This window comes from Kitasatospora sp. NPDC057904 (assembly GCF_042887925.1).
Taxonomy (GTDB): Bacteria; Actinomycetota; Actinomycetes; order Streptomycetales; family Streptomycetaceae; genus Kitasatospora.
This window is the reverse complement of the sequence record NZ_JBHVOL010000002.1, coordinates 391,764-412,515: the sequence shown is the minus strand read 5'-3', so window position 1 is coordinate 412,515 and position 20,752 is coordinate 391,764. Positions and strand designations below refer to the sequence as shown.

The 20,752-nt window shown below is 73.4% G+C and carries 16 protein-coding genes; 11 read left to right on the top strand and 5 right to left on the bottom strand.

Annotated features, from left to right (window positions below; all coding sequences use genetic code 11):
* Positions 1-37 precede the first annotated feature (37 nt).
* Positions 38-310, bottom strand: a complete 273-nt coding sequence (locus tag ACFVSN_RS07295) for an HPr family phosphocarrier protein (protein ID WP_387593420.1) — start codon at positions 308-310, stop codon at positions 38-40.
* A 366-nt stretch (positions 311-676) separates the two neighbouring features.
* Here ACFVSN_RS07295 and ACFVSN_RS07290 point away from each other — a divergent pair, with 366 nt between their 5' ends.
* The 4 genes from ACFVSN_RS07290 to ACFVSN_RS07275 all read left to right on the top strand — a co-directional run bounded on the left by ACFVSN_RS07290 (position 677) and on the right by ACFVSN_RS07275 (position 5,322).
* A complete protein-coding gene (locus ACFVSN_RS07290; protein ID WP_380497787.1) occupies positions 677-1,438 on the top strand; it encodes a DeoR/GlpR family DNA-binding transcription regulator in 762 nt (253 codons plus the stop codon).
* The gene (gene pfkB, locus ACFVSN_RS07285; protein ID WP_380448795.1) at positions 1,435-2,379 is read left to right on the top strand and encodes a 1-phosphofructokinase; all 945 of its coding nucleotides are present in this window, start codon (positions 1,435-1,437) and stop codon (positions 2,377-2,379) included. The genes ACFVSN_RS07290 and pfkB overlap by 4 nt, the downstream gene beginning before the upstream one ends.
* Positions 2,380-2,509: 130 nt before the next feature.
* The gene (locus ACFVSN_RS07280) at positions 2,510-4,549 is read left to right on the top strand and encodes a fructose-specific PTS transporter subunit EIIC (RefSeq protein WP_387593417.1); all 2,040 of its coding nucleotides are present in this window, start codon (positions 2,510-2,512) and stop codon (positions 4,547-4,549) included.
* A gap of 98 nt (positions 4,550-4,647) precedes the next feature.
* A complete protein-coding gene (locus ACFVSN_RS07275; protein ID WP_387953865.1) occupies positions 4,648-5,322 on the top strand; it encodes a hypothetical protein in 675 nt (224 codons plus the stop codon).
* Between the two features lie 109 nt (positions 5,323-5,431).
* On the opposite strand, the gene htpG is transcribed toward ACFVSN_RS07275, so the two are convergent.
* Positions 5,432-7,363: a molecular chaperone HtpG gene (gene htpG / locus ACFVSN_RS07270; protein ID WP_387953863.1), complete on the bottom strand. Its 1,932-nt coding sequence runs from the start codon at positions 7,361-7,363 to the stop codon at positions 5,432-5,434.
* A 145-nt stretch (positions 7,364-7,508) separates the two neighbouring features.
* Positions 7,509-8,123, bottom strand: coding sequence for a hypothetical protein (locus ACFVSN_RS07265; protein WP_387954204.1), 615 nt, complete (start codon positions 8,121-8,123; stop codon positions 7,509-7,511).
* Positions 8,124-8,332: 209 nt separating this feature from the next.
* On the opposite strand from ACFVSN_RS07265, the gene ACFVSN_RS07260 reads away from it, so the two are divergent.
* The 6 genes from ACFVSN_RS07260 to ACFVSN_RS07235 all read left to right on the top strand — a co-directional run bounded on the left by ACFVSN_RS07260 (position 8,333) and on the right by ACFVSN_RS07235 (position 14,684).
* Positions 8,333-9,106, top strand: coding sequence for a glycosyltransferase family 2 protein (locus tag ACFVSN_RS07260; protein ID WP_380447739.1), 774 nt, complete (start codon positions 8,333-8,335; stop codon positions 9,104-9,106).
* Positions 9,107-9,347: 241 nt separating this feature from the next.
* The gene (locus ACFVSN_RS07255; RefSeq protein WP_380447741.1) at positions 9,348-9,716 is read left to right on the top strand and encodes a hypothetical protein; all 369 of its coding nucleotides are present in this window, start codon (positions 9,348-9,350) and stop codon (positions 9,714-9,716) included.
* 292 nt (positions 9,717-10,008) lie between these two features.
* Positions 10,009-11,016 (top strand): SDR family NAD(P)-dependent oxidoreductase, encoded by a 1,008-nt coding sequence (locus ACFVSN_RS07250; protein WP_387953861.1) that lies wholly within the window; start codon positions 10,009-10,011, stop codon positions 11,014-11,016.
* Between the two features lie 112 nt (positions 11,017-11,128).
* Positions 11,129-12,922, top strand: coding sequence for an FAD-dependent oxidoreductase (locus ACFVSN_RS07245; protein ID WP_387953860.1), 1,794 nt, complete (start codon positions 11,129-11,131; stop codon positions 12,920-12,922).
* A 294-nt stretch (positions 12,923-13,216) separates the two neighbouring features.
* The gene (locus ACFVSN_RS07240; RefSeq protein WP_387953859.1) at positions 13,217-14,422 is read left to right on the top strand and encodes an RNA-guided endonuclease InsQ/TnpB family protein; all 1,206 of its coding nucleotides are present in this window, start codon (positions 13,217-13,219) and stop codon (positions 14,420-14,422) included.
* Entirely contained in the window at positions 14,394-14,684 is a 291-nt protein-coding gene (locus tag ACFVSN_RS07235; RefSeq protein ID WP_387953858.1) for a hypothetical protein, read from the top strand. The genes ACFVSN_RS07240 and ACFVSN_RS07235 overlap by 29 nt, the downstream gene beginning before the upstream one ends.
* Before the next feature lie 96 nt (positions 14,685-14,780).
* On the opposite strand, the gene ACFVSN_RS07230 is transcribed toward ACFVSN_RS07235, so the two are convergent.
* Together ACFVSN_RS07230 and ACFVSN_RS07225 are read right to left on the bottom strand one after the other, a co-directional pair.
* Positions 14,781-19,106, bottom strand: coding sequence for a tetratricopeptide repeat protein (locus ACFVSN_RS07230; protein WP_387953856.1), 4,326 nt, complete (start codon positions 19,104-19,106; stop codon positions 14,781-14,783).
* A gap of 3 nt (positions 19,107-19,109) precedes the next feature.
* Positions 19,110-19,436 (bottom strand): CU044_2847 family protein, encoded by a 327-nt coding sequence (locus ACFVSN_RS07225; protein ID WP_380447751.1) that lies wholly within the window; start codon positions 19,434-19,436, stop codon positions 19,110-19,112.
* A gap of 349 nt (positions 19,437-19,785) precedes the next feature.
* Here ACFVSN_RS07225 and ACFVSN_RS07220 point away from each other — a divergent pair, with 349 nt between their 5' ends.
* Entirely contained in the window at positions 19,786-20,751 is a 966-nt protein-coding gene (locus tag ACFVSN_RS07220) for a hypothetical protein (protein WP_387953855.1), read from the top strand.
* Position 20,752: the final 1 nt, after the last annotated feature.

The following is a 20,752-nucleotide window of genomic DNA, read 5'->3' as shown; positions in this document are numbered from 1 at the left end:
CGTGCGCGCCTCTTCATCACTCGTTCGCCGTGCTCGCTCATGCCGCCGCGTCGAGGTCGGAGGCGAGCAGGTCGGCGAGCTCCTTGAGCGCGTCCTGGGCGCCGTCGCCGGCCGCGACGAGCTCCAGGGTCTCGCCGCAGCCGGCGGCCAGGGCGAGGACGGACAGCAGGCTGCGGGCGTCGACCGGCGGCTGGCCCGGGCGGCCGACGGTGACCTTGGCCGCCTGGCGGGCGGCGGCCTGGACGAGCAGGGACGCCGGGCGGGCGTGCAGGCCGCTCCGGGAGCCGACGGTGACCTGGGTCGAGTGCATGGGAGTCCTTGGAGGAGGTGGAGGAGATGGAGGAGGTGAAGGAAGTGACCGCCGACCCGGGTGGGAACCGGGTCGGCAGGGGGGTGGGGCACGGTGGCCCGCGCACGGGGTGAAGCGCGGGCCACCGTGTTCGCGCCGGGTCTTCGCGGTACGGGGGCAGTGGCGGAGACCGGGCGGTCGGTGGTTTCACGCCCGTTAGCGTGTTGTTTCGTTTGGTTCTACGCCCGGACATCGAGGGATGTCAACACATTCGGGCAATCGGGGTTCGCGGGCCCAAAGCTGGCGCGATCGCTTGCTTTTTCGGCCGGAGCGCGTATGGTCGGGCCTCATCAGGCGTAAACGGACATGAAACGGACCCGATCCCACATGTATGCACCCGAGCGGCAGCAACAGATCCTCCGCCTGGCCCAGGAGCAGGGCAGGGTGGACGTGCCGACGCTGGCCGAGGACTTCGGCGTCACGCAGGAGACCATCCGGCGTGACCTGAGCGCCATGGACCGGGCCGGACTGCTGCACCGGGTGCACGGCGGCGCCCTGCCCGCCGGCGCCCTGCACCTGGAACCCGGCCTGGCCGAACGGGACTCCACCGCCGCCGCCGAGAAGGAGCGCATCGCCAAGGCGGCCCTGGCCCTCCTGCCCGCGGAGGGCAGCGTGATCCTGGACGCGGGGACGACCGTCTCCCGGCTGGCCGGCCTGCTGCCCGCCGACTGCGCCCTCACCGTCGTCACCAACGCCCTCCCCGTCGCCGCCAGGCTCGCCGACCACCCGGCGCTCGCCCTCCACCTGGTCGGCGGGCGGCTGCGCCACCGCACCCAGGCAGCCGTCGACGCCTGGGCGCTGCGCGACCTGGCCGACGTCCACGCGGACGTCGCGGTCGTCGCCACCAACGGCTTCTCCCCGGAGGGCGGGCTGTCCACCCCGGACCTCGCCGAGGCGGCCGTCAAACGCGCCATGCTCACCGGCGCCCGCCGCGTGGTGCTGGTCGCCGACTCCTCCAAGTACGGCGTCCGCCACTTCGCCCGGTTCGGCTCGCTGGACCAGGTCGACGTGCTCGTCACGGACACTGGACTGACCGACGAGCAGACCGCAGAGATCGAGAACCTCGGACCGGAAGTCATCCGCGCATGATCGTCACCATCACCCCGAACCCCAGCCTCGACCGCACCTACGAGCTGGGAACGCTCACCCCGGGCGAGGTCAACCGGGCCGCGCACGACCGGCTCGACCCCGGCGGCAAGGGCGTCAACGTCTCCCGCGCGCTCACGGCCGCCGGCCACCGCACCACCGCCGTCCTGCCGCTGGGCGGCCCCTCCGGGCACCTGCTCGCCGACCTGCTGCGCCGCCAGGGCATCGACGTCGCGGCGGTCGCGATCTCGGGCGACACCCGCATCAACGTCTCGATCGCCGAGGACGGCGGCAGCCTCACGAAGGTCAACGCGGTGGGCCCCGAGCTCAGCGCCGCCGAGTCGGCCGCGCTGCTGGCGCTGGTCCGCGAGGACCACCTGGGGAACGACGTGGACTGGCTGGCCTGCTGCGGCAGCCTGCCGCGCGGACTGGCACCGGAGTGGTACGCGGAGCTGGTCGCCCAGGTGCACTCGGGGGGCGCCCGGATCGCCCTGGACACCTCCGGCCCCGCGCTGCTCGCCGCGCTGTCGGCCCGTCCCGACGTGGTCAAGCCCAATCGCGAAGAACTCGCGGAGGCCGTGGGCCGCCCGGTCGCCACCGTCGGCGACGCCGTGGACGCGGCCGGGGAACTGCGCAAGCGCGGCGCCCAGCAGGTCCTCGCCAGCCTCGGTGCGGACGGGATGCTGCTGATCGCCGACGAGGGCAGCTGGTACGGCAGCGCGCCGGTCGCCGCCGTCCGCAGCGACGTGGGAGCGGGCGACGCCTCGCTCGCGGGCTTCCTCGGAGCCGGTGGCACCGGCCCCGGGGCACTCGCGGCGGCCCTGGCGCACGGGGCCGCCGCCGTACAACTGCCGGGGAGCGTCATGCCGACCCCGGCCGATCTGGACCCGGCCGCGGTGGTCGTGACGGCGGACATCCCGCTCGAACGGCCGCTCCGCGGTTGAGCCCGCGGTTGAGTCCGCGGTTGAGAACGGCCTCTGCCTTGAGGCACCACGCCCGACCGTGTGGGACGGAACGGCGACCATTCCCGGGGGCAAGGGAACACTGTCAGGCACCAGTCGAAGGACCGACACGATGAGCGACACCAGCGGACTGATCACACCCGCACTCGTTGATCTCCACCTCGCCCCCCAGGACAAGAGCGAAGCCCTCCGCGCCCTCGCCCAGCGGCTGGTCGCCGAGGGCCGGGTCACCGACCTCGACGGCTTCCTCGCCGACGTCGCCGCCCGCGAGGCCCAGGCCCCGACCGGGATGGGCGACGGGATCGGCATCCCGCACTGCAGATCGCCCCACGTCACGCGGCCGAGCCTGGCTTTCGGCCGGAGCGCCAGGGGAGTGGACTTCGACGCTCCGGACGGGCGGCCCGCCGACCTGATCTTCATGATCGCGGCACCGGCGGGCGCGGACGACGCCCACCTGCGGATCCTCGCCGCGCTGGCCGGCCGGCTGATGGATCCCGCGTTCACCGGCGCCCTGCGCGAGGCCGAGAGCCCGGGCGCCGTCGCGGCCCTGGTCAACGGCGAGGAGCCGCCGGCCGCTGCTGCTCCGGAGCCCGCCGCCGTCGCGGAGTCGCCCGCTCCGGAGACGGCCGCTCCGGAGACGGCCGACGCCGACGCCGGGCTGCGGCTGGTCGCGGTGACCTCGTGCCCGACCGGCATCGCCCACACCTACATGGCCGCCAAGGCGCTCGAACTGGCCGCCGCGCGGGCGGGTGTGCGGATCCAGGTCGAGACCCAGGGGTCCGCCGGGACGACGCCGCTGGCTCCCGAGGTGATCGCGGCGGCCGACGCGGTGATCTTCGCCCATGACGTCGAGGTCCGCGACCGCGCCCGCTTCGCGGGCAAGCCGACCGTGGACGTGGGCGTGAAGGCCGCCGTCAACCGGGCCGACGACCTGATCGCCCAGGCCGCCGGGCTGGTCGCCGAGACCGGCAGCGGCGCCCGTTCCGCCGCCGCCCCGGTCGCCGCACCGAGCGCGCTGAGCGGGACGACGGGTGAGCACTGGGCCCAGCGGCTGCGCAAGTACCTGATGACGGGCGTCAGTTACATGATCCCGTTCGTCGCGGCCGGCGGCCTGCTGATCGCCCTCGCCTTCGCGATCGGCGGGTACCAGATCGCCTCCGCCCCGTCCGTGCTGGGCCATTTCGACTGGACCTCCTCGCACAGCTGGGCGGCGATGCTGTTCCAGACCGGCAAGACGTCCTTCGGCTTCCTGGTCCCGGTCCTCTCCGGATACATCGCCTGGGCGATCGCGGACCGGGCGGCGCTGGCCGCCGGCATCGCCGGTGGTGCCGTCTCGGTGGCGGTCGGCGCCGGCTTCCTCGGCGGCATCGTGTCCGGTCTGGCCGCGGGCTTCCTGGTGCTGTGGATGATCCGGTGGAACGTGCCGCGGGCGATCCGGGGCATCATGCCGGTGGTGGTGATCCCGCTCCTGTCGGTGGCGGCGGTCGGCTTCCTGATGTTCGTGGTGGTGGGCTCGCCGATCGCCTCGGCGATGAGCGGCCTGACCGACTGGCTGAACGGCCTCTCCGGCTCCAACGCGATCCTCCTCGGCGTGCTGCTCGGCGCGATGATGGCCTTCGACATGGGCGGCCCGCTCAACAAGGTCGCCTACACCTTCGCGGCCGGCGCGCTCACCGCCGCGGGCACCACCCCGGACGCCGGCAGCCTGAAGGTGATGGCCGCCGTGATGGCCGCGGGCATGACCCCGCCGCTGGGCATGGCGCTGGCGACCGTCGTCCGGCGCCGGCTGTTCACCCCCGAGGAGCGCGAGAACGGCAAGGCGGCCTGGGTGCTCGGAGCGTCGTTCATCACCGAAGGCGCCATCCCCTTCGCGGCGGCCGATCCGCTGCGGGTCATCCCGGCGAACATGGTGGGCAGCATGACCGCCGGCGGCCTGGTGATGGCCTTCGGTTCCACCCTGCGGGCCCCGCACGGCGGAATCTGGGTGCTCCCGCTGATCGGCAGCCCCTTCCTGTACCTGGTCGCGGTCGTGGCCGGCACGGTGGTCACCACGGGAGTGGTCGTCGTGCTCAAGGGGATGCGCAGGCCCGCCGTCCCGGCGGCCCCGGACGCCGTGCGGTCGGGCGCCGAGCAGGAGCTGGTCGGCGCCTGACCGGACGGCCCGCGAGGTGCGTCCGGGGTGATCCGGCAGTCGGCAACGGAACATATCGTTGTGGCGATCACCATCGGAGCACACACACGGGGGCACACATGACCGTTCACCGGCCAGGACTGCCGGAGGACCTTCCGCCGGCCGAGGAACTGTGGGCGCGCTGGGCGCTTCTCGCCGCCCTTGAGGCGACCACCGAGTACGAGGAGCGCCCGCCGCGTCACCGGACGGGCCGGTGGATCGATGACGACGGCCTCCACTGGGACGACTGCGGCTGCACCTGGTGGGTCATGTCGAAGGAGGGCGAGGGCCGGTTCGTGCTCTACGGCGAGGACGAGGCGAGCCGCGTCAAGTGGCACGAGCCGGCGATCGACGTGCTGGCGGGCGGCCCGGACTGGCTGCCCTACGAGGACCTGCGGGACCGGCTCGAAGGCCACGAGATCGGCTGCGTCTACTGGTACGAGAACGGCGCCTGGGCCCGGGCGCCGTACCCGGACGACCTCGACGACGACGGCCTGGACTGCGGCATGAGCTGCTTCATCGAACGCGGCGAGGTCCTGGGCGAGCTGACGGACAACCTGGACGACACGGTCGACGGGCCGAGCGCGGACAGCCTCCTGGCCGACGCGGAAGCGTACCGACTGGATCCGCGCAGGCTGCTGGAACGGCTGGCCGAGACCAACCAGTACGACGATCCGTTGGACCAGCCGGCCATCGTCCGGGCGCTGGTCCGCGCAGGTCTGACGGGGGAGTTCGCGGCGCCCGTCACGCCCTGACGGGCGGTGCGGCGGCGGCTGTCACGTCCTGACGGGCGGTGCGGGGTGCGGCCGGCCAGGCCGATCGGCGTCGGCCGATCGGCGTCCGGCGGGCCGCACCCGGCGGGGGTTACAGGGTGCGGGTGAGGCGATCGGTCAGCAGGCGGGTGAAGCGGGCCGGGTCGGGCAGGTCGCCGCCTTCTGCCAGCAGGGCACTGCCGTGGACGAGTTCGGCGAGGTCGGCGAGTGCCGGGTCGTCGGCGTTCGTCTCGTGTGCCCCGCGCAGGGCGATGATGAGCGGGTGGGTGGGGTTGAGTTCGAGGATCCGCTTGACGGCGGGGAGTTCCTGGCCCATCGCCCGGTACATCTTCTCCAGGGTGGGGGTCAGGTCCTGGGCGTCGCCGACCAGGCACGCCGCGGAGGTGGTCAGGCGGGTGGAGAGGCGGACCTGCTTGACGTGCTCGGCCAGGGTGGTCCGGAGCCAGCCGAGGAGGGCGGCGAAGTCCTGTTCGCGCCGGGCCTTCTCGGTCTTCGCCTCGTCGCTGCCGTCGCCGTCGGAGTCGTCGTCGAGGTCGACCTGGCCCTTGGCGATCGACTGGAAGCGGTGGCCGTCGAAGGAGGGGATCTGGTCGGTCCAGATCTCGTCGATGGGGTCGGTGAGGATCAGGACCTCGTAGCCCTTGGCGGTGAAGGCCTCCATGTGCGGGGAGTTCTCCACCATCGCCCGGTTCTCGCCGGTCAGGTAGTAGATGGTGTCCTGGCCGTCCTTCATCCGCGCGACGTACTCGCGCAGCGCGGTCGGCTCCTGCGGATCGTTGGTCGAGGCGACGCTGACCAGCTCCAGCAGGGCGTCGGTGTTGTCGCGGTCCTCGATCAGGCCTTCCTTGAGGACGCGGCCGAACTGGTCCCACAGCTTGAGGTAGGCCCCGGTGTCGGTGGCCCGCGTGCTCTTGAGGGCGCCGAGGACCTTCTTGACCAGGCGCCGGCGCACGGCGGTGATCTGGCGGTCGTGCTGCAGGATCTCGCGGGAGACGTTGAGGGAGAGGTCGTGGGCGTCGACGACGCCCTTGACGAACCGCAGGTAGTTCGGCATCAGCGCGTCGCAGTCGTCCATGATGAACACGCGCTTGACGTACAGCTGCACACCCCGCTTGGTGTCGCGGGAGAACAGGTCGAACGGGGCGTGGGCGGGGATGAACAGCAGCGCCTCGTACTCGAAGGTGCCCTCGGCGCGCATGTGGATCGTCTCGGCCGGGTCCTGCCAGTCGTGGCTGATCTGCTGGTAGAACTCGTTGTACTCGGCCTCGGTCACCTCGCTGCGCGGGCGGGCCCACAGCGCCTTCATCGAGTTCAGCGTCTCCGGCTCGCCCGGGTGCTCGGTCCCGTCCTGGTCCCCGGCGGCGGCCTCGGCGGCCATGCGGATGGGCCAGCGGATGAAGTCCGAGTACTGCTTGACGATCTGGCGGACCTTCCACGCGGCCAGGTAGTCGCCCAGCCCGTCCTCGCCGTCCGCCGGCTTGAGGTGCAGCGTGACCGACGTGCCCACCGGCAGGTCGCCGGCCTCCGCGATCGTGTAGGTCCCCTCGCCGTCGGACTCCCACACGGTGCCCTGCTCGGAGCCGGCCCGGCGCGTCCGCAGGGTGACCTTGTCGGCGACCATGAACGCCGAGTAGAAGCCGACCCCGAACTGGCCGATCAGGCTCTGTGCGGCGGCCGCGTCCTTGGTCTCCTTGATCTTCGCCAGCAAGCTCGCGGTGCCGGACTTGGCGATGGTGCCGATCAGGTCGACGACGTCGTCGCGGGTCATGCCGATGCCGTTGTCCCGCACCGTCAGGGTGCGGGCGTCCCGGTCGATGTCCAGCGTGATGTGCAGGTCGGAGGTGTCGGCGTCGAGGCCGGTGTCGGTGAGGGACTCCAGGCGGAGCTTGTCGAGGGCGTCGGAGGCGTTGGAGATCAGCTCGCGCAGGAAGATGTCCTTGTTCGAGTAGATCGAGTGGATCACCAGCTGCAGCAGCTGGCGGGTCTCCGCCTGGAACTCCAGCGTCTGGGTCGGGCTGGCCACGGGGGGCGTCTCCTTCGAGAAGTGGAAATGGGTTCGGAACGGTGGGGAGGCAGGGGTGGCCCGCCCGCCGAGAGCCGTCGGAGCATCAACTCACGCTCCCCGCACGAGCGGTGCTCCTGCGGGCCGGCGGGTCACGGCGTGCGGGTCACGGCCCGGCCGGTGGTCTGTGGCGCTGCCGGCCGCTGGCGACGCGCAACTGGTCTGTTCGGGCGGTGAGTTGATCGAGTCGGTCGGCGATCTTCGGGTGGCGCGCTGCCAGGAGGGGGCGGGCTGCGGCGAGCGGGGCGAGCAGGCGGACGGGGTCGTCGTGGCCGAGTGCCTCCAGGAGGCGTTCCACGGCGGGGGCCGCCTGGGGGGCGAGGTCGTCCAGGGCGCCGATCTGACCCGCGAGGCGGCGCAGGTCGGCGGCGTTCTCGCGCGCCCAGCCGGTCACCGCGCGGTCGGCCGCGCGCTGGTCGCGGGTGGCCCGGACGCGCTGCTCGCCGGTGCTGCCCGCCCGGGTGCCCGCCTCGGCGTCGGGACGCAGGCGCAGGTAGCGCCGCTCGGCGGCCTGGCGGCTCCGGACCCCCATGGGCTCGGCGAGGTCGGCCCAGGTCGCGCCGGCGCCGCGGGCGGTCTCGATCAGGCCGGTCTCCCAGCCGGCGAGCTCCTCGCGCAGGTGGCGCAGCAGAAGCAGTGCGGACAGGGCCTCCCGCGGGTCGTCCTGGCCCGCGTCGTCCGGGGGTGCGTGGCGGGCGGTGCGGGCGGCGGCGTCCATCATGCCCAGCGCGGCGGCGGCGGCGAGGAACGAGGCCGGGCTCACCCCGGCCGCGCCGGTGTTCTGCGTGTTCAGTGCCGTCGCCCTTTCGCTGACCGGAGGGGTGTCATCGCATGGATGACAGGCTACGCGAACGCCGTCGCGTGACACCAGTAGCCTTGACCGGCGACAACGACATCCGTGACGACTCCGAACTCGGTAAGGAGCACCCCGTGCCACTCGTTTCCGTGGTGATGCCGGTACACAATTCGGCCGCCACTCTCGGCGCGTCGGTACGTTCCGTGCTTGCGCAGACGCACGCCGACGTCGAGCTGCTGATCACCGACGACGCGTCCACCGACGACTCCATGGACCTGCTGCAGGACTTGGCCCGCCGCGACGAGCGCGTGCGCCCGCAGGCGGCACCCGAGCAGGGCGGCGCGGCCAGGGCCCGCAACCTCGCCATGGCGCGGGCGCGGGGGGAGTACGTGGCGCTGCTGGACAGCGACGACATGTGGCTCCCGGAGAAGCTGGAGCGGCAGCTCGCGTTCGCCGCCGAAGGCGATGCCCCACTGACGTTCACCTCGTACTACAAGGTCGCGGGCGACTTCACGGGCGAGGCCTGTGACTTCACGCCGAACGGGCGGGTGGTCGCGGCGCGGGAGCGCGTGACGTACCGGGACATGCTGGTGCAGGACCACATCGGGGCCCTGACCGCCATGTACGACCGGACGGTGCTGGGCACGAGGCTGATGCCGGACATGCCGAAGCGGCAGGACTACGCGCTGTGGCTGGCGATCATGCGGGACGGGCACCCCGCCCGGGGCCTGCAGGAACCGCTGGCGGTCTACCGGGCCGGCCGGGCGGGGTCGCTGTCCTCGAACAAGCTGGCGCTGGTCGAGCACAACTGGGCGCTGTACCGCGACCACGAGCGGCTGTCGGTCCTCCGCTCGGTCGGGGCGCTGGCCGGGGCGACGTGGCACTCCGTGCGGAAGTCCCGGATCTAGCGCCGCGGCCGGATAGGTCCACCGTGTTGCGACGCCCGGCACGGCACTAGCGCCGCGGCCCGGGCACGTCCGGCAGGTACGGCTGCGCCTCCCGCGGCGCCCCACGTCGGTGCCCGGCCGTGAAGCCCAGCCGGGCGATGGATCTTTAGGCCGGAAAGTCGCTATCCGAAACCGGTGATCAAACCGTAGGAATGGCTTCACGGCCCGACCGGCCGCCCCCGAACAGAAGGAGCCATCACCCATGATCCGCCTCCGCACCACCTGTATGGCCATCGCCGGCACCGCGGCGATGTTCGCCCTGACCGCGGCGCCCGCCCAGGCCGCCCCGGGCGACGTCACGACCACGTGCGGAAGCACTCTCACCCCGGCCGGCTACGTCGATGTGAGTTGGGGTTACAGCAGCAGTTGCGGTACGCAGAGCTTCAGCCCGAACATCAAGCAGATAAAGCAGCTCACCGGACTGCCCGTCGGCACCGTGGTCCAGGCCTGCTCCACCACCTACCCGCCCGCGGGCTGGGTCCAGACCGGTTCGTACTACACCAGCAGCTGCGTCGCCTGGTCGAACCCGAGCTTCAACAACAACGCCTGGCAGCTGAAGCGCGTCTCCTGATCCGGCGACTCCGGCTGCATCCCGGCCCCTGCCCCTGACCGGCCTCGAGGAGGAGGTGCTCGACCGCGCCGGGTGGCGGGACACCGCCGAGCGGGTGCTGCTTCTGATTGTTGGGAGACACGGCGGCTCTTGCTGCGTTGGGCCCGCGCGATGTCGGTCGGCTGTCAGCGGGGACGGTGGCCTGTCGGTGGGATGTGAGTGGCCTCCGGGACCGTTGGGGAGCGGGCGTGGCCGGCTGTGAAGGCGCGGCCACGCTCTCCTTCAGATCCTTTCGAGCTTCCGGGAGCGCGCCATGTCCTCCGTACCTCACGTCCCGCACTGGGACGTCCACCGCCTGCCTCGCGCCGAGGGAAAGCGCTTCCTCGTCACCGGCGGCAACGCGGGCATCGGGTACTTCGTCGCCGAGCAGCTGGCCGGCACCGGGGCCACGGTCGTCCTCGGCAGCCGGGACCGGGCGAAGGCCGAAGCCGCGATCGGCTCCATCGGCTCGCGCGTGCCCGGCGCCGACGTGAAGCACGTGCCCCTGGACCTGGCCGACCTCGCCTCGCTCAAGGCGTCGGTGGACGCGCTCGGGCTGGACCGCCTCGACGCGGTCGTCCACAACGCCGGCGTGGCGCTCGACCATCCACCGCGCCGAGAAACCGCGGACAGGCACGAGCTGATGTTCGCGACCAACCACCTGGGGCACTTCGCACTGACCCACCACCTGGCCCCGCTGCTCACGGCGACACCGGGGAGCCGGGTCGTCACCACCGGCAGCTTCGCCGCCAAGTCCGAACGCCTGGACCTCGACGACCTCCAGAGCGTGCACGACTACCGGCCCAAGCGCGCCTATGCGCGCTCCAAGCTGGCCCAGATGCTCTTCGCCCTCGAACTCGACCGCCGCCTGCGCGCCGCCGACAGCACGACGGTGAGCGTGCTCGTCCACCCCGGTGGCGCGCTCGACTCCCTCACCCCCTCGCGCCCGCCGGTCCACGTCCGGACCACCGGCGAGCGTCTGAGCCGCCTGCCGCTCGGCCTCGTCGTCCAGGGCAAGGACGCCGCCGCATGGCCCGCCGTCCGGGCCGTACTCGACCCGGCCGTGCGGGGCGGCCGGATGCTGAGTCCCCGGGCGTTCGGACTGCGCGGTACGCCCAGGACCGAACCCCTCTGGAACCACCTGGCCGACACCGTGACCGCGGCACGCCTCTGGACGGCCAGCCGCGACCTGACCGGCACCGACCCGACCTTCTCCAGGGATCCGGGTGGGCCGACGGGCGCTCGGGAGCGCCTCCCGGACGAGGTGAACAGGTCCCGCTGAGGGCTCGGGGTCGGCGGGCCCGCACACCTCGCCCACTCCCGTCCGCGCGCCCTGCTCGGCCCGCGCAGCGGCGCTGACCGTGCCTCCCACGTGTGCAACTCGTTGACCGGGCATGCGAACGATCACAGCAGCCGCACACACCCGGCGCGCTCTGCTCGCCACGGGGGCCGGGGCCGCCACCGGCCTCGCGCTGACCGCCACCGGGCAGGCGCGGGCGGCGCGACCGTTCGACGGGCGGCCGGGACGGCGGGTCGCCGTGCTCGGCGGCGGGGTCGCCGGTCTGAGCGCGGCGCAGGAACTGGCCGAACGCGGTTACCGGGTGACGGTCTACGAGCGCAACGCGGTGCTGGGCGGCAAGGCCCGCAGCATGGACGTGCCCGGCACCGCCCGGGGTGGCCGGCGCCCGCTGCCCGGCGAACACGGATTCCGCTTCTTCCCCGGCTTCTACCGCAACCTGCCCGACACCCTGCGCCGGATCCCGGTGCCCGGCGGGCCGCTCGGCCGCACCGTCCACGACAACCTGGTGAACGCCACCGAGGAGCTGTTCCCCCGAGCCGGAGGACGCCCGGCGCTGCGGCTGCCGTTCCGCACCGTGACCACGCTCCCGGTGCTCGGCGAACTGCTGCCCGACGCACTGCTCCAGACGCTGACGGGTCTGCTGGACACCGCCCTGCACCTGCCGGCCACCGAGGTCGCGTACTTCGCCAGCCGGCTGCTGGTCCACTTCACCAGCTGCGAACTGCGCCGCTACGAGCAGTGGGAGCGCGTGCCGTGGTGGCGGTTCATCCGGGCCGGCGAGATGTCCTACGACTACCAGCGGCTGCTCGGCGTCGGCATCACCCGCAACGTCGTCGCGACCAGGGCCGAGGAGGCCAGCACCCGCTCCGTCGCCCGGATCCTCCAGGCGTTCGTCTACAACATCCTGGGCCAGGGCAACGACGGCGAGCCGGACCGCGTCCTCAACGCCCCGACCGGCGAGGCCTGGATCGGCCCCTGGGAGACCCACCTGCGCTCCCTCGGCGTCCGGTTCGAACTCGGCGCCGAGGTGGAGGAGTTGACGTACCGGGACGGCCGGATCGCCGGCGTGCGGCTGCGGGATGCGAACACCCCCGTCCTCGCCGATCACTACCTCAGCGCGATGCCGGTCGAACACGCCCGCGCCACCTGGGGCCCCGGGCTGCGCGCCGCCGACCCGCAACTCGCCCGCTGCGACCGGCTCCGCACCGACTGGATGGTCGGCGTCCAGTTCTACCTGCGCCGCCGCACCCCGATCGTGCACGGCCACGTCGACCTGGTCGACTCGCCCTGGGCCGTCACCTGCATCGGCCAGGCCCAGTTCTGGCCCGACCGGGACTTCCGCCGCGACTACGGCGACGGTCAGGTGGCCGACTGCCTCTCGGCGATCGTCTCGCAGTGGGACACCCCGGGGATCGTCTACGGCAAGCCCGCGCTCAAGTGCTCCCGCGAGGAGGTGGTGCGCGAGACCTGGGCGCAGCTCAAGGACTCCCTCAACAGCGGCGGCCGGCGTGTCCTGGACGACGCGGACCTGGTCACCTGGTTCATCGACCCGGCCGTCACCGGCCTCGGCGGCCCGGAGCCGGCCAACCGCGAGCAGCTGCTCATCCACCCGGCGGGCACGGTGTACAACCGTCCGTCCGCCGCGACCGCCGTCCCCAACCTCTTCCTGGCCGGCGACTACGTCGCCACCGACATCGACCTGGCCACCATGGAGGGCGCCAACGAATCCGCCCGCCGGGCCGTCAACGCCCTGCTCGACGCCGACGGTTCACCGGCCCCGCGCTGCCAGGTGTGGCCGCTGTACCGGCCGCCGGAACTGGCCGCCCTCCAGCAACAGGACGAGGCCCGCTACCGCCGGGGCCTGCCGAACGCCCTCGACCTGGGCTGACGGCCGGCTGCCGGGCGTCCGAGGGCCGAGGCCGGTGGAGGGAAGCGGCGGGGGAGCGGTCCGGCCACGTCGAACCGTAATTCCCCAGGGTTCTGTGCCGCCGGACGGCGGCTCGCGCAGGCGGGAACCAGTGCGGTCAGTCTGATAGTTCCATCCCTGATCTTGCAGGGTATCCCCGGCTTTAGCCGGGGAGGGAGTGCATCCTTGGCCCGGAGCCGCGAAGCGGCGGAGAACGCTGCGTTGTCAGTGGGGTGCACTAGCTTGACCACATCGACCGAAAGGGGGGTGGGCTGGATGATCCGTGCGTACAAGTTCCTCATGCGGCCCACCGTGGGCCAGGCGCAGGCACTGTCGGAGATGCTTCGGGATCACTGCTCGCTCTACAACGGGGCGTTGCAGGAACGCCGCGACGCCTACCGGCACGTCTCGAAGACCGGCATCAAGTACGGGATGCAGTCGGCGCAGCTCAAGGAGATCCGGGCGTTCGACCCGGAGCGCCAGGGCCGCTGGTCGTTCTCCTCGCAGCAGGCGACGCTCCGTCGCCTGGACAAGGCGTTCGCCGGGTTCTTCCGCCGGGTCAAGTCCGGCGAGACGCCCGGCTACCCGCGCTTTCGGGGGGTGAACTGGTTCGACGCGGTGGACTTCCCGAAGGACGGGGACGGCTGCCGCTGGGATTCCACGTCGCACGACCGGGTGACCCGTGTCCGGTTCCAGGGCGTTGGGCACGTCAAGGTCAACCGGCACCGCCCGGTGGTCGGCAGGGTCAAGACCGTGTCGGTCAAGCGCGAGGGCCGCAAGTGGTTCGTCGTGCTGACCGCCGAACAGGGCGAGCCGGAGCTGCTGCCCGCAACCGGCTCCGTGGTCGGCATCGACGTGGGCATAGCCAACTTCCTCGCCGACTCCAACGGCGAGTTCGTCCCCAACCCCCGCCACGGCCGGCGCGCCGCCGCGAAACTCGAAGCCGCACAGCAGGCCCTCAGCCGGTGCAAGCGGCGCAGCAACCGCCGCCGCAAGGCCGTCCAGCGCGTTGCCGACCTGCACCGCAAGGTCCGCTGTCAGAGACTCGACCACGCGCACAAGACCGCTCTTGACCTCGTGCGTCAGCATGACTTCATCGCGCACGAAGACCTCAAGATCCGCAACATGGTCAAGGCCCCGGCCCCGAAACCCGACCCCGGCCGGCCGGGTGTGTTCCTGCCCAACGGAGCGGCGGCCAAGGCCGGGCTGAACAAGTCGATCAACGATGCCGGTTGGGGGGTGTTCCTCACGATCCTCACCAGCAAGGCTGAAAGCGCCGGCCGGGAAGTGATCGCCGTGGACCCCCGCAACACCTCCCGCACCTGCCCGCGCCCGGAGTGCGGGTACGTCGCGGCAAAGAACCGGCCCAACCAGGACACCTTCCACTGCGTCGCCTGCGGCCACACGGCGCACGCCGACACGGTGGGAGCCACCAACGTTCTACGGGCAGGGCTTGTCCGTCGCAACGCCCGCCAGGGTTAGCGAGAAGCCCCCGGCTTCAGCCGGAGGAGGAGTCACGGCACTGGTCGCGTTGGATGAGTCCGCGGAGTCCACGATGGTGTCAGCACTGTCCGAGTGCGACTGGGACGTTGTCGTCATCGGGGGTGGGATCCGCAAGCCGGAACCGCTCTTGCCGCTCTTCGAGCAGGTCGTGAACCTGGTCCGGCGGTATGCACCGAAGGCGGCAATCGCCTTCAACACCAGCGGCGGTGACAGCGTGGAAGCAGCCAAGCGGTGGCTTTGAACCCGGGCTGCCGGGCTGGTTGATCCGCGATATGGGTCCCGCGGCGGGGCCAGTGGGTGTGAATGGGGGCTCCTTGTCGAGTGGCGACGGGGAGCGTCAGCGGTCGGTGGCGTCGGTGGCGCGGGTGCGCCAGTAGGTGGCTTCGGCGGGTTCGTCTTCGGCGTCGGCGAGTTCGGCGAGGAGGAGGAGTACGGCGGTGGGGAGGCCGTCGGGGGCGGGTGGGGGTGGGGCGGGGAGTTCGCGGGGTGCCGAGGCGGAGGGGCCGCTGGGCATGGCCAGGACTTCGCGGGCGCGGGTCTCGTCGCCCAGGCGTTGGAGGAGGGACGTGTAGTGGACGCGGGCCCGGGCGGCGATGTCGGGGTCCTCGGCGTGGATGGCGGTCTCGAACCAGGTGGCGGCGTCCCGTTCGCGGTCGGGCATGCTGTCGACGACCAGGGCGAGCAGGAGGACCGCCTCCGGGTGGTGCGGGCTCTGCGCGTCCTCGGCGACCGGGCGCAGCACCTCCTCGGCGCGGGCGAAGTCCCGTAGGCGGAACAGGGTGCTGCCGAGGTAGCGGCGGACGAGGTGGTGGAGGTCGGGCCCGGTGGTCTCCAGCGCTTCGGTCAGGGCGTCGCGGGCGCGGGGGAAGTCGTTGCGGGCGCGCAGGGCGATGCCGAGGAGGGTCGTGGCGCGCGGGGTGTCGGGGCTCGCCGGGAGCTCCCGTGCGGCTTCCATGAGGCGGACGGTGGCGTCGAGTTCGCCGACTTCCAGGAGGTCCTCGCCGGCGGCGACGTAGGCGGGAACGGGGTCGTCGTCGGTGGCCAGGAGGTCGGCGACGCCCTGGGTGTCGTCGCGGTCCAGCAGGAGGGCGGCGAGCATGGCCCGGGCGACGCCGGTGACGTCGGAGGGCTCGTCGGCGAGCACCGCGCGCAGCAACTCCTCGGCACGGCCCTCCTCTTCGGTGTCCAGGAGCTGCGTGGCCAGGTGGAAACGGGCGAGCTGCAGGGCCGGGCCGCCGGCGGTGTCGACGGCGGTGCGCAGGTGGGCGAGGCCCTCCGCCTCGCGGCCCGGGGTGAGGACGAGGAGCACGCCCAGCAGGGCGACGCCGGTGCCCGCCGCGACGGCGTGGCCGGAGGCCATGAGTTCGCGCAGGAGCGCCTCGGCCTCGTCGGGGCGGTCGAGGTCCACCAGGAGGGTGGCGAGGTCGATCCGGGCGACCAGTGACCATTCGGGGTGGCCGGAGGCGACGGCCCGGCGGTAGGCGTCGACGGCCTCGTCGGGGCGGCCGACGGCGACCATCAGGTCGCCGAGGAGGTCGGCCGCGCGGGGGCCGAGGTCGGGGTGCGGGGAGCGGGCCGTCTCGGTCAGGAGGGCGGCCGCCTCGTCGGCGTCGTCGAACGCGGCGGCCGACCGCGGGTCGGGGACGGCGCCGACGAGCAGGAGGGCCAGGTCGACCCGGGCCTGCCAGGACCACACATGGTGCCCGTGGGCGATGGCCCGGCGGTAGGCGTCGACGGCCTCCTCGGGCCGGCCCCGCAGCACGTGGACGTCGCCGAGCAGGTCGGCCGCGCGCGGCGCCTCGAAGCGGTGGCCGGAGGCGGAGACCTCGGCCAGCAGCGCGCACGTGCCGGTGTCGTCCCCGTCGCGGCTGTAGAGGACGCAGGCCAGGCCGTTGCGGCTGGTCATGGACCAGTCGCGGTGGTCGGTGGCGATGGCCCGGCGGAACCACTCCTCGGCCTCGGCGTACCGACCCTCGCCCAGGTGCCAGTGGCCGAGGACGGACATGGCCTCGGGGCTGCGGTCGGGGTGGCCGAGGTCGACGACCTGCCGCAGGTGGGCGAGGCCCTCGTCGGTGTCGCCGAGGAAGACCCGGGCGACGCCCAGGCACAGCCTGGCCCCGACCTCCACCCACGGCCCGCCGTTGGCGACGGCGAGCTCCAGCAGTTCCGCCGCCTCGCCGTAGCGGGACCGCACGATCAGCAGCTCGCCGAGCGCGCCCTGGGCGATCGGGCGCGCCTCGGGGTCGCCGTCCGCCAGGACCGAGCGCAACAGCTCCTCCGCCCGGCCGAGTTCGCCCCGCCCGACCAGGAGCCCGCCGAGGCCGGCGCGGGCCATGCCGGAGATCGAGGAGGCGGCGGACGTGCCGACCGCCCGGGACAGGGTCCACGGCTGGTCGGCCGGCGGGTCGGCGGCGGCCGGCGCGGAGCGCAGCGCCGGGACGCGCTTGCCCTGCTCCTGCCCGCCGATGCCCGGTGTCCCGGCGAGCACGGCCGTGCTGCCCTGGCCGCTGAGGGCCTGGCCGAGCCGGGCGGTGGCGGACGGCGGCATCTGCTCGACGCCGTGCGCGAGCACCGCGGTGAGCAGCCGCTCGGCCTGCTCGGCCTCGCCGAGCTGCCAGAGCACGCCGGCGAGCGCGATCTGGGCCAGCAGCGAGATCTCCGGGTCCGGCGCACCGACCGCCCGCTCCAGGAGGGCGCGGGCGGACTCGTGTTCGCCGCGGCCGGAGAGCAGGCTCCCGAGTTCGGCCTGGGCCAGCTCCGCGACGTCCTCGACGCCGGAGTCGGCGGCGCGCCGGAGGAGCGTCTCGGCCTCGGCGAACTCGCGGCGGTAGACGAGGATCGTGCTGAGGACCAGGGCGGCGCCGGCGGTGAGGTCGTCGTCCGCGTCCTCGGCGACGACTCGGCGCAGCTGCTGCTCGGCGATGTCGGCGCGGTCGTGCAGGACGGCCACCATGCCGAGGGTGGCCAGGTCGGCGCCGTCCAGCAGTTGGGCGGCGAGCTCCCAGGCCGCGTCGTCGACCGCCTCGGCGTCGACGGCGGTGTCGAGGTACTCGGCGACGTAGGGGAAGACCTCGTAGCCGGGCCGCCCGGCGTCGTCGCGCGCGCGGACGAGCAGGGCGATGCCCGCCTGCGCGCGGTCGCGGGCCCAGGCGAGCGCGGTGCGGTACGGCCCGTCGCCGGGGTCCAGGTCGAGCTCGACGAAGCGCAGCCGGTACCGGTCGAACAGCTCGCGCAGGGTCGGTTCGTCGAGCAGGACGGGGGAGCCGATGCGCGCCCAGTCGGCGGCGGCGCGGACCAGCAGGCGGCCCTCGGGGCAGCTCTCCGGCCCGGCCTCCAGGCGGGTCTCCAGGGCGGGGGCGGCGACGAGCATCTCGCCGAGGCCGCGCAGCGAGAGGTCCTCCTGCGGGTAGAGGTCGGCGGCGGCCTCGCGCTCCTCGTCGGTGAGGGTGTGCGGCAGGTGCACGACGGTGGCGCGGCGCAGCACCTCGCGGGTGGCGCGGCCGACCTCGTTCTCCAGGCCGGCGAGCTCCTCGCGGTGGCGGTGGGTCAGGGTGCCGACGACCAGGCAGGGCGGGTCGTGCTGGAGCAGGAGGTCCAGCGCGTGGGCGTCGAGCGCACCGGAGAGCAGGTAGTGGTGCAGGTCGTCGAGCCAGACGACGACCTGGCCGGGGGAGTGCGGCAGGCCGGCCCGGGCGAGCTCCTCCAGGTCGCGCCGGCCGCGCCGGGGGACGACGAGCCGGGCGGCGCCGTGGGCGCGGCTCAGGCGCTCGTGCAGGGTGCGGGACTTGCCCGCCTTGGACCGGCCGGCCACCAGGACGAAGCCGCCGGCGGCGAGGGCGGTGTCCACCTCGCGGTCGGCGGCCGGTCGGTCGAGGTAGGGCTCGTAACCTCTCGCGGTGTAGGTGGACTCGCTGACGCCGAGGTCGTGCGGGTCGACCTGGTCGAGCCTGGGCAGCTCGCCGGACGGCGCGAGGGGCACGGCGAGCAGGCGGGCCAGGCGCTCGCGGCGCTCCTGCTCGGTGATGTCGTGGACGAGCGCGGCGAGCGGCGGCCAGAGCCGGGCGATCGGGTCGAGCGACAGCGCGAAGCCCACCCGGCGGTCGGCGCGGCCCGGCTTCTGCCGCCGCCCGAGCACGCCGATCACCGCGTGCAGGGTGTTGTTCCACACCGGTGCGCCGGAGAAGCCGGGTTCGGCGGCCCAGCCGGTCTGCGCGGTCGACTCCAGCTGGAGCCAGTCGCCCTCGGCGTACCCGACGATCTCGCCGCGGATCGGCACGCCGCCGGTCTTGTGCTCGGCGGGGAAGCCGTGGGCGCGGAAGGTGTGGCCGAACACGTCGGCGTCGGTGCGGCGCAGCGGCGCCGGCTCGGCCCCGGGCGGCGCCGGGGCGTCGAGCTCCAGGATCGCGACGTCGCCGGCCCACTCCTTGGGCGGGTGCCAGCCGCCGGGGAGGACGCGGGCGGGGACGGGCTCGTGCGCGGGCAGGAACGGGAAGCGGACGAGCACCGGGCCGTCCGGCGGCTCGGCGGGGGTGCCCGGGTCGACGACGTGGGCGCAGGTGAGGACGAGGCGCTCGGAGATGAGCGTGCCGCCGCCCTCGGGCAGGGGACGCCCGTGCGGCTGGATGCTGACGACCCAGGGCGCGCGGGCCGGGTTGGGCGCCACCGGTCAGCTCGCGGCGGCCGGACCGGACTTCCAGCTGAGTTTGACGTCGAAGTGGCCCTCGGTCGCGGTCTTGGCGATGACGACCCCGGCCTCGGCGTTGAGCTTGATGCCGAAGGACACCTCGATCTCCTCGGGCTTGAGGTGCCGCAGCACCGCGAGGACGGATTCGAGCGTGGGGCGGCACGCGGTGAGCGCGGCGTCGAGGCGGTGCGCGGCCTCGGCGATGCCCTCGTCGCTGCGGGAGACGAGCTGGATGCCGGGGGAGTCGTCGTCGACCTCGACCACGAGGGAGGAGTCGTCCGGTCCCTGGAAGCGCAGCAACTCCGGCATGGTGACCCCCACTTGGTGACGTCGTGCGGTGGTGCGACGGTCGCAGGATAGCGGTGGGCGGGGGTGTGGCGGGGGTGTTCGGCGGAGCCGGGGTGTCGCAGGGGTGGGCGGCGGGGCCGCGAGAGGGGGGAGGAGGTGCGCGCGGGGTCGTGCGGTGGTGCGACGGTCGCAGGATAGCGGTGGGCGGGGGTGTGGCGGGGGTGTTTGGCGGAGCCGGGCCCGCCGGCTCCGACTCGCTGCCCGAACGGTCCCCGGGAGCTTGGTCGTTGCGGGTGTCGGGTGGGCGTTCCGCCGCTACCATCGGGGCCCGGACGTGGGCACGGCTGCGGGTACGGCTGGGGGTGACGGCGTGGAGCGGGCCAGGCGGGAGATCGCGGCGGCGCTGGAGGCGGTGGGCGACGGCGAGGTCGTCGCGTCGCTGCGGGTGCTGGGGGCCGCGCTGCAATGGGTGTGCGCCGAACTGCGCGGGATCGACGGCGGGCCCGGTGGCGCGTCCGCACTTGAAGCGCTGTACGAGCTCGACGACGCCCTGACGGCCGGGGAGGGCCTGCGCGACGCGGTCGACGTGCTGTTCGACGCGGTGCTGGCCGGGGCGGCCGTCCGGCGCGACGTCGGCGACCTCGCGGACCGGCTGCGGGCGGCCAAGCGGGCCGTGCAGGCCGAACGGGAGGCGCTCGACGAACTGGAACAGCGCGAGCACGAGTTGCGTCGCCGTCTCGCCGAGCTCACCGAACTGCGGCGACAGGTCGACGACTTGCGGCGCCTGGAGCGGATCGTCTCGGCACTCGACGGGCTCGCCCGCCAGCAGGAGGTCATCACCGCCCGCCTGCTGGCCCTGCGCGGCAAGGACACCGGCGTCGAGGACGTCCTGCGCACGAGCGCCGACCGGCTCGTGCGGCTCTCCGAGGAGCAGCTCGCCGCGCTCTCGCCGCAGACCCGCGACCGGCTCGCCCGCGCCCAGGACGTGGACGATCAACTCAGCGTCGAGCAGCGGAGGTTCGAGGAGAGCAGTGCTCGTCTGGCCGAGGTGCGGGACCGCCTGGACAGCGTGCGCACCCGGCGCGTCGAGCAGCTCGCCTCGCTGCGCCTGCACGCCCACGCGGACGCCGAACTGGCCCGGGCGCTCGCGCCGGAGAGCGTGGAGGCGGACGGCTCCGACGGCGGGGCCCGCTCGGCGCTGGTCGAGGCCGAGGCGCTCGCGGCCTCGCTGGAGACCAGGCTCACCCGGGTCGACGAGATCCTCGCCGGGCTGCTGGAGCGCCGTGAGCAGGAGGACGACGGTACGCACGCCGCCCTGTCCTGGGCGGACCAGTAGT

What these genes read in the sequence shown, in the direction of transcription:
- ACFVSN_RS07225 (WP_380447751.1), bottom strand. Translation starts at nt 19,436, where the DNA reads ATGCCGGAGTTGCTGCGCTTCCAGGGACCGGACGACTCCTCCCTCGTG.
- ACFVSN_RS07265 (WP_387954204.1), bottom strand. Translation starts at nt 8,123, where the DNA reads ATGATGGACGCCGCCGCCCGCACCGCCCGCCACGCACCCCCGGACGAC.
- ACFVSN_RS07250 (WP_387953861.1), top strand. Translation starts at nt 10,009, where the DNA reads ATGTCCTCCGTACCTCACGTCCCGCACTGGGACGTCCACCGCCTGCCT.
- ACFVSN_RS07295 (WP_387593420.1), bottom strand. Translation starts at nt 310, where the DNA reads ATGCACTCGACCCAGGTCACCGTCGGCTCCCGGAGCGGCCTGCACGCC.
- ACFVSN_RS07290 (WP_380497787.1), top strand. Translation starts at nt 677, where the DNA reads ATGTATGCACCCGAGCGGCAGCAACAGATCCTCCGCCTGGCCCAGGAG.
- ACFVSN_RS07280 (WP_387593417.1), top strand. Translation starts at nt 2,510, where the DNA reads ATGAGCGACACCAGCGGACTGATCACACCCGCACTCGTTGATCTCCAC.
- pfkB (WP_380448795.1), top strand. Translation starts at nt 1,435, where the DNA reads ATGATCGTCACCATCACCCCGAACCCCAGCCTCGACCGCACCTACGAG.
- ACFVSN_RS07245 (WP_387953860.1), top strand. Translation starts at nt 11,129, where the DNA reads ATGCGAACGATCACAGCAGCCGCACACACCCGGCGCGCTCTGCTCGCC.
- ACFVSN_RS07275 (WP_387953865.1), top strand. Translation starts at nt 4,648, where the DNA reads ATGACCGTTCACCGGCCAGGACTGCCGGAGGACCTTCCGCCGGCCGAG.
- ACFVSN_RS07240 (WP_387953859.1), top strand. Translation starts at nt 13,217, where the DNA reads ATGATCCGTGCGTACAAGTTCCTCATGCGGCCCACCGTGGGCCAGGCG.
- ACFVSN_RS07255 (WP_380447741.1), top strand. Translation starts at nt 9,348, where the DNA reads ATGATCCGCCTCCGCACCACCTGTATGGCCATCGCCGGCACCGCGGCG.